Raw genomic sequence first — 7,823 nt, 5'->3', positions numbered from 1 at the left:
CGCAGCCTGGCGAGACATGCCCGAACGATTCGGCCCTTGGTCAACGATCTATCAACGGTTCCGGGGATGGCGTGATTGCGGAGCTTTTGATCAGATGCTCAAGCGTCTTCATATCCGATTGAATGAGCAGGGTTTGATTGACTTGGAAACATGGATGATCGACTCCACTGCCGTACGAGCAACCCGGGCCTCATCAGGTGCCGGGAAAAAAGGGGATTTGAAGAACCGCAAGACCACGCGCTCGGGCGCAGCCGGGGTGGCCTGACGACCAAGATTCACATGCTGTGCGACGCCAATGGTGTGCCTCTGCGTTTCCTGTTGTCAGGCGGACAAGCCAGCGATATAGCCTATGCCCAACCGCTACTCGATCAGGCTTGCATACCCAGCCTGCGCGGTCGCCCACGCAAGCGTTGCCGCTGGTTGCTGGCTGACAAGGGTTACGACGCTGAAGCGCTGCGCCAGTATTGTGATCGTTATCGCATGCAGCCAGTCATTCCGTTGCGAAGCATGAAGCGCAAAACCAAGCCAGGATTGCCTCGACTTTTTGATCGCCCCAAATATCGGCAGCGCAACATCATCGAACGCATGTTTGGCTGGCTGAAGGAGAACCGTCGCATCGTGACGCGCTTCGACAAGCTCGCAACAAGTTTTGCGGCGATGGTCTCATTGGCCTGCGCTATGCGGTGCTTGCGACAATACTTTACGTACAGAGCCTAGGTGACGATTTACTCGCATGCCCCGAACAATATACCCATAGCGCCCGCTCTAATTAACTTGGAGGATACTCATGCGACCCCAAACATCTTTTATATTCGACCTTGATGGCACGCTGACCGACAGCGTGTACCAGAACGTAGCCGCATGGAAAGAGGCACTCGATTCCGAGAATATCCCGCTGGCCATGACACACACACACACACACACACACGGCGTATTCATCGGAAGATTGGTATGAGCGGAGGGCTGATGTTAAAAACCTTGTCCCGTGAAACGGGTGTAGAAATTACTGACGAGCAAGGAAGAATCTTAAGTAAAAAGCATGCGGCTGCGTATGAGGCCCTCAAAAGCCAAATAACGGCACTCCCAGGTTCAGTCGAGCTACTAAATACGCTCACCCACGAAAATATACAGTGGTGCATCGCAACCAGTGGTGGTGTTTCTACAGCCAAGATCAATTTAAAGGCGCTGGGTTTAGACATCAACGACATTAATATAATCACCCGCGACGATGTCAAATATGGAAAGCCTGATCCAGATCTTTTCCTTGCCGCAGCGCAAAAGCTCAAGAGACCCATTGAGGACTGCTTAGTGGTTGGAGACGCCATATGGGACATGCTTGCAGCAAGGCGGTGCAAAGCGACAGGTGTGGGCTTGCTCTCCGGCGGCTACGATATTAGCGAGCTAGAAAGAGCGGGAGCCCTGAGGGTGTACGAGGATCCTCAAGACCTATTGCAGCATTTTGAGGAAATAGCATCCCGACCTTGATTTTCGATAATCACCGTCAGGGCTTTTTATCAGCAGATTCATGCGTTTCGCCGATAACATTTCGATGCTTTGGGAGAGTGCAGCCCCCAGCGCCGTACTGAAACTCACTTCACTTGCGCAGGCGTTAAAGTAGGCTCGACAACGGTAACCAGTAGCCCTTCAGAACTTTGGATGCAGGGCAGGAAACCTTCAGTTCGCCGCGTATCTAGCCAGCCCCTGACTTTAAGCACATCGAAAATCTGCCCTTGATCCATCAACGCGAGAATCAGCTCGTCTGATATTCGATACCGACCGCACACCGGACAGTCACGCTCTTCCCACGGGCCGTCGCACATGACGCGTTGTGCAGCTCCCACACAAATTAGGCAATTCATCTCGATCACCATTTATTGTTGTAGTTATCTCTGGCCCAGGATGTTCACTCCTACCTGGGCCGCCTAGCTGCCCTACTTATTCTCGTCAGACTTTCCTTCCTGCATTTGGACAGAAGACTTGGTGCCACTGGAATTGTCTTTCGTGGCGTTATCCGCGTTGTCAAAGCATCCATGAAGCATGAATACACTGCATAGACATAAGCACATAGATAGCTTTTTCATGATCATTCTCCTGCTAGCTGTTGAATCTTTTCTACTGAAGAGGCCGGCCCAAAGGGAGCCGGCGAAACCGGAGGTTGGCGTTTAAGCTGCTGGCTTGAGTACAACCTTCGTCCAGCCATCGTCACGTGCGTCGAAGTGCTTATAGGCATCTGGGCCCTCGGCAAGCTTGAGGCGGTGGGAGATGATCTGAGAAGGTTTTGCTCGGCCATGGTGGATTAGCTCAGCCAGGCGACGGTTGTAGACTTTGACGTTGGCTTGGCCCGTTCGAATCTGCTGCCCCTTGAACCAGAAAGCGCCGAAATCGAAAGCCATCTTGCCTTCCTTAGCCAGCTCATTTTTGGCTCCTGGGTCTTGCGGTACGAACACACCTACGACGCCGATGCCTCCGGTCGCTTTGGTCGAAGCGACAAGGTTGTTCATGGTCAGGTGATTAGCTTCATGACCATGGCGGTCGCAGCACTGATAACCCACGCACTCGCAACCGCGATCAGTGCCCTTGCCATGGGTCAAGTTCAAGATCTGATCCACCGCCTCTTTCTCAAGCGAGTTGATGGGCGTAGCGCCCATTTGAGCAGCAAGCTTCAAGCGGTCAGGATGATTATCGACTACGAACACCTGAGAGGCACCCTTGATCATGGCCGAGTGGGCAGCCATCAAACCAACTGGGCCGGCGCCGTAGATGGCAATACTTTCCCCGGGAAGGAGGCCTGCCAACTCGGTTGCATGCCAACCAGTCGGGAAGATGTCGGAGAGCATGACGTAATCTTCTTCACGTTCTTGCGCGTCCTCGGGCAACACCAGGCAGTTGAAGTCTGCATAAGGCACTCGAAGTAGTTCAGCCTGCCCCCCCTGATACGGGCCCATGTCAGCGAACCCATAGGCCGCACCCGCGCTGCCGGGGTTAGCGGTCAGGCAAAACCCCGTCAGGCCTTTTTCACAGTTTTCGCAAAAGCCGCAGCCGATGTTGAATGGCAGGCATACCAGATCTCCTACCTTGACCCGATCTACGCCGGAGCCTACTTCGATGACCTCGCCCAGATTCTCATGGCCAAACACTCTGCCCGTTTCAAAAGAAGTACGGCCTTCGTACATGTGCAGATCAGATCCGCAGATGTTTGTGGCAGTCACTCGCACCAGAGCGTCGGTAGGTTTTTCGATTTTGGCGTCCGGCACATTTTGCACACTAACGTCACGAGGGCCGTTGTAAACGATGGCTTTCATTGCATTCTCCCAGAAGCAAGACGAAAGGGAATTTTCGTCAGCACATGTTTAATGTGTCCGAGGGAGCACGTATGTTCAAGAAATTCGATCCATGTCTGACGAACGGTACATTCCAAATGTCGCCCAAAAAATCTGAATTATTCGCCATTGAATCTCTCTCTTTTAAATCGATAAGAGATTGAGGGGTTGACTTGAGTTATCTGGATTGGGTGCAGTGGCCAGCTATGGCAGTGACGGTTATCGCCGCGTGGCTTATTGGCTCTCAACGTCCCGCGAGAAGAATGGCGGGGTTCTTCTGTTTCATTTTGAGTAATGTTCTGTGGGTCATTTGGGGTGCTTACGCCGGGGCCTATGCATTGATCGTACTGCAGATCTGCCTCTGTTCGATGAACTTGCGCGGTTGTAAAAAGAACTTTAGGCTCTGTACGTAAACCCAAGAAATACGATTTTCTGTAAAATACACCGCCATTAAAGCCAGGAGGCCAAGATGGCAAAGCGGTATGAACTTCCCGACGCAGCCTGGGATCTGGTTGCAGATATCTTCACCAAAAATCAGCGCACCGGGCGCCCTCGGACCGATGATCGCCTGATGCTAAACGGTATTCTCTGGGTGCTTTGCTCTGGCGCAGCCTGGCGAGACATGCCCGAACGATTCGGCCCTTGGTCAACGATCTATCAACGGTTCCGGGGATGGCGTGATTGCGGAGCTTTTGATCAGATGCTCAAGCGTCTTCATATCCGATTGAATGAGCAGGGTTTGATTGACTTGGAAACATGGATGATCGACTCCACTGCCGTACGAGCAACCCGGGCCTCATCAGGTGCCGGGAAAAAAGGGGATTTGAAGAACCGCAAGACCACGCGCTCGGGCGCAGCCGGGGTGGCCTGACGACCAAGATTCACATGCTGTGCGACGCCAATGGTGTGCCTCTGCGTTTCCTGTTGTCAGGCGGACAAGCCAGCGATATAGCCTATGCCCAACCGCTACTCGATCAGGCTTGCATACCCAGCCTGCGCGGTCGCCCACGCAAGCGTTGCCGCTGGTTGCTGGCTGACAAGGGTTACGACGCTGAAGCGCTGCGCCAGTATTGTGATCGTTATCGCATGCAGCCAGTCATTCCGTTGCGAAGCATGAAGCGCAAAACCAAGCCAGGATTGCCTCGACTTTTTGATCGCCCCAAATATCGGCAGCGCAACATCATCGAACGCATGTTTGGCTGGCTGAAGGAGAACCGTCGCATCGTGACGCGCTTCGACAAGCTCGCAACAAGTTTTGCGGCGATGGTCTCATTGGCCTGCGCTATGCGGTGCTTGCGACAATACTTTACGTACAGAGCCTAGGAGTTGAGGGAAACAGCCTGCCAATTAACCTTTGCTCATCAATCAATAGCGGGTATCGTCAGCGCTTGGCTGACTTGAGCGTGCATATGATCTGCCTCGGCATGGAGATAGCGGCTCGTCGTGTCCAGGCGCGCGTGTCCGGCCAGGGAGCGCACCATGACAAGATCTCCCGTGGCCTGAGCGAGGTGACTGAAACAGGAATGCCGCAGCCAGTGGGTGGTGGCTTCCGCCAGCCGCTCGGCCAGCTCAAGCTGCTCGCCCGCGCGGGCCAGGTCCGCAGCCCGCATCATCAGGTCGATCATGGCTTTCAGTACGGTGCTGTTGCTGGCCCGCTTGCGCTTGCTGTTGGCGGCCATCAGCAGCGGTGTGTCCTCGTCTGCAGCAATTGCCCCCGGCAGACCAAAGACGGCCCTGTACCGCCCGAGCTCCTCATAGAGCGCTTCCGGAATCGGTACCTCCCGCCGCTTGTTGCGTTTGCCATGCACCAGCAGCCACCACTGGCCGCTGGCCGAACGGCGCAACGTGCGCATGTCGGCCGTGGTTGCCTCGAAGGTGCGCAGCCCGGTGAGGTAGAACAGGCTCAGCATGAAATGATCCCGCGCCCGCTTGAGCGGGCTTTTGGTCGCCGCGATGGCCTCGAACGCCAGCGCAATCCCTTCCGGTGGCAACAGGCGCTGAATGCCCGGATCGGTCGGCGCCGTCGGCTTCTTTACCAGCGCGACCGGGTTGCCCTTGAGCCACCCGCCCTTGACCATCCAGCTGTACAGACTGCCCAGCTGTACCAGCGCGTACCGCTGTGAGACAGGGCTCAGCGGCCCCGCGAAGGGTCGCCATTCCGGGTGCTGCCGCGGCCGCTTGACGGTGGACACCCACACGCCGGCCGGCTGCGGGTCCTGCAGGAAGCGCACGTACGCGCGTACGTCCATCACGCCGACCTGGGACAGCTGCTTACCGCGGACATGCAGCGCCCAGAGGATAAAACGCTCGACTTCCTTGCGCATCGCGCGGCGGGTCTTGGGATTGTCGGTCGTGGCCTCGAGCCAGATGGCGGCGGCCTCGATATCGGACCGCGCCTGGATGAGGTCGGGGAGGGCATTCGCGCCGCGGTGCGCCCCGGGTACCTGTACCTGCTCGAGCGCAACGGTCTGCTGAAAATCGATCGGATCACTGCTGGCAACAGTCAGCACCTCGGTCATCAGTACGCGCTCCGGGTCTTGCCCGTGGAGACCACCCAGTCATCCATTTGATCGGGGGTGAGCCACTGCAGGAGGCCGCTGGGCGCTTCGCAGCAGTACTCCTCCTGCGGCTCCGCGTGCGCGTTCACCCCCAACCGGGTATCGCTGACAACCAGCACCGCCCCCTCCGACGCAAAGCTGCCGATCTCCCGGACCACGATCAGCTCCGAACGCACCCCCACATACCCCCGGTAACGGAAACCGTTGGTCCCATAGGCCGAGTCGTCCAGATCCTCGTCCTCGTCAGCGGCCCAGGACAGCGGTGCCGGTGGCGATGCAGGAGGGGAGGGATTCATCGCCGGACTGTCCACCTCCGCAACCCCGACACGAGCCCGTGGCCGCGGCGGATGGAGCGCCAGGCGCGCCGCCGTGGCCGCGGCCCGCTCGCGGCGAGTCAACTGGGGCAGGGCGCGCACCAGGTCATCCCACCGCGTTTCCCGGGAAGGGTCGGCCGCGACCCGGCTCAGCGTTTCAGGTCGCACGTTCCAGCGCACGGCCGCGTCGGCCATGCGCCATCCGCGCTGACGAATCAGCGCCTTGAACTCCGACGGGCTCAGCCGCGATGGACAGAGCAATGCGAGGCCGCTGACGACTTGATCCACAGCGCAAGTTTGTCCTTGTTAACCGATTGAATTCATTAAGATGGAGCAGAGCCTGTCGCTGGACAGCGGCGAGCCTGGCTACCGCCAAGCTTACCCGCTTGACCTGTCACCGGCAAAAAATTCGTGATAATGGGAGGTAATCACGAATTTTTTGAATTGAGGATATTTTTCATATTACTTGCAGTAGATATATAATCGAATGAAAGCGCTCCGTTTTTTGTCGTTTTGGACCGTCTGGCGCCTAAAACAGGGGTTAGGCCCTGCAAAACCGGGCAGATTAAAAAGTTCTTCAACCCGTCACCCTGGAGCACTTTCGTGAATACACCTTCTGCCACCCGCAGTGGCCTGCCGAAAACCCGTGATCTGGTGCGACATTACGCGGGGCAGCTGCTCGAGGCCGGTGCCGAGGTGTCGGTGACCGCCATCCGTGCGCGAATCCTCGAAGACCATGGCGTCAGCGCCTCGCCGAACGTGGTGGGGGACGAGGTAAAGCAGTTCTGGGCGCGCACCGGGCCGCTGCTGAATGCGCGATTGAAACGGCCGGGCATTCCCGAGGCGGTGGGCCAGGCGCTGGACGCGGTGTGGGACGTGGCGCTGAACGAAGCCACCGCAGCCTATGCGATCGAGCGATCGCACTACCAGCAGGTGGCCGAGCAGGCGCAGCGGGAGGCCGCCGAAGCGCGGATGGAAGCGGAGCAGGCCACGGGACGGATTGCGGACCAGGAGCGGCAGATCGCTTTGCTGACCGACCAAGTGCAGCGGTTGAGTGAGCAGCTGAACCGCGCGCAGGCGCAGAGCGACGAACTGCAGGCCGAGCTGCGCGAAGTCATGAGCCAACAGCAGCAACAAGGGCAACGGCACAATGAAGAGCTGGCCCGCCTGCAGGCCGCGCACCAGGAAGAGCAACAACGCTTCGCCGCGACACATGCCGCCGAGCTCAGCCGCCTGCAGGCGGTGCACGCCGAGGAAAACGCTGCGCTGCGCGCCGAGGTAAGCCGCCAGGCGGACATCTTCGAGAGCACCTCCAACCACCTGATGAAGGAAACCAGCCGCGTCCGCGATGCCGCCCGGCTGGAGACCGAACGGCTCACCCGTGAACTGGCGCAGAGTCGCGACATGGTCGATCGGCTACGGGTACAACGTTCGGAGGCCAAGGAGGAAAGCGCCGGGTTCCGTGCGCAGGCCGACAGTGCTGCTGCGCAGCTGCAGCAGCTGCAGAAGGCCCATGAACGGCTCGAGGCCCGGTATGAAGCGCTGTTGCAAGCGAAAGCGGAAGGGCAGGGGTGAGCCAGGGATTTGGTGTGAAGCTGGATATCGGTGAAATAAAGAAAGTAGCTCGCTGA

Annotated in this window: 5 protein-coding genes and 3 pseudogenes; 5 read left to right on the top strand and 3 right to left on the bottom strand. The window is 57.7% G+C overall.

Annotated features, from left to right (window positions below; translation table 11 throughout):
• Together LG385_RS24980 and LG385_RS24975 are read left to right on the top strand one after the other, a co-directional pair.
• Positions 1-717, top strand: a pseudogene (locus LG385_RS24980) (IS5 family transposase); the annotation flags it as partial.
• Positions 718-787: 70 nt separating this feature from the next.
• Positions 788-1,485, top strand: a pseudogene (locus LG385_RS24975) (HAD family hydrolase).
• Between the two features lie 677 nt (positions 1,486-2,162).
• Here the strand turns inward: LG385_RS24975 and LG385_RS24970 are convergent.
• Entirely contained in the window at positions 2,163-3,302 is a 1,140-nt protein-coding gene (locus LG385_RS24970; RefSeq protein WP_124528254.1) for a glutathione-independent formaldehyde dehydrogenase, read from the bottom strand.
• Positions 3,303-3,526: 224 nt separating this feature from the next.
• Between LG385_RS24970 and LG385_RS24965 the strand changes: the two genes are divergently transcribed.
• Positions 3,527-3,733 (top strand): hypothetical protein, encoded by a 207-nt coding sequence (locus tag LG385_RS24965; RefSeq protein WP_412548525.1) that lies wholly within the window; start codon positions 3,527-3,529, stop codon positions 3,731-3,733.
• A 56-nt stretch (positions 3,734-3,789) separates the two neighbouring features.
• Positions 3,790-4,643: pseudogene (locus tag LG385_RS24960) on the top strand (IS5 family transposase).
• A 38-nt stretch (positions 4,644-4,681) separates the two neighbouring features.
• Here LG385_RS24960 and LG385_RS24955 read toward each other — a convergent pair.
• Both LG385_RS24955 and LG385_RS24950 read right to left on the bottom strand, forming a co-directional pair.
• Positions 4,682-5,839 (bottom strand): tyrosine-type recombinase/integrase, encoded by a 1,158-nt coding sequence (locus tag LG385_RS24955; protein ID WP_225776507.1) that lies wholly within the window; start codon positions 5,837-5,839, stop codon positions 4,682-4,684.
• On the bottom strand, positions 5,839-6,480 hold the full coding sequence (locus LG385_RS24950) for a hypothetical protein (RefSeq protein WP_225776506.1): 642 nt from the start codon (positions 6,478-6,480) through the stop codon (positions 5,839-5,841). Before LG385_RS24950 ends, LG385_RS24955 begins: the two co-directional genes overlap by 1 nt.
• A 315-nt stretch (positions 6,481-6,795) precedes the next feature.
• Between LG385_RS24950 and LG385_RS24945 the strand changes: the two genes are divergently transcribed.
• Positions 6,796-7,767: a DNA-binding protein gene (locus tag LG385_RS24945; RefSeq protein WP_225776505.1), complete on the top strand. Its 972-nt coding sequence runs from the start codon at positions 6,796-6,798 to the stop codon at positions 7,765-7,767.
• Positions 7,768-7,823: the final 56 nt, after the last annotated feature.

Origin of the sequence: Pseudomonas sp. Marseille-Q5115 (assembly GCF_916618905.1) — a bacterium.
Lineage (GTDB): Bacteria > Pseudomonadota > Gammaproteobacteria > Pseudomonadales > Pseudomonadaceae > Aquipseudomonas > Aquipseudomonas japonica_A.
This window is presented reverse-complemented; position numbering and strand designations above follow the sequence as displayed.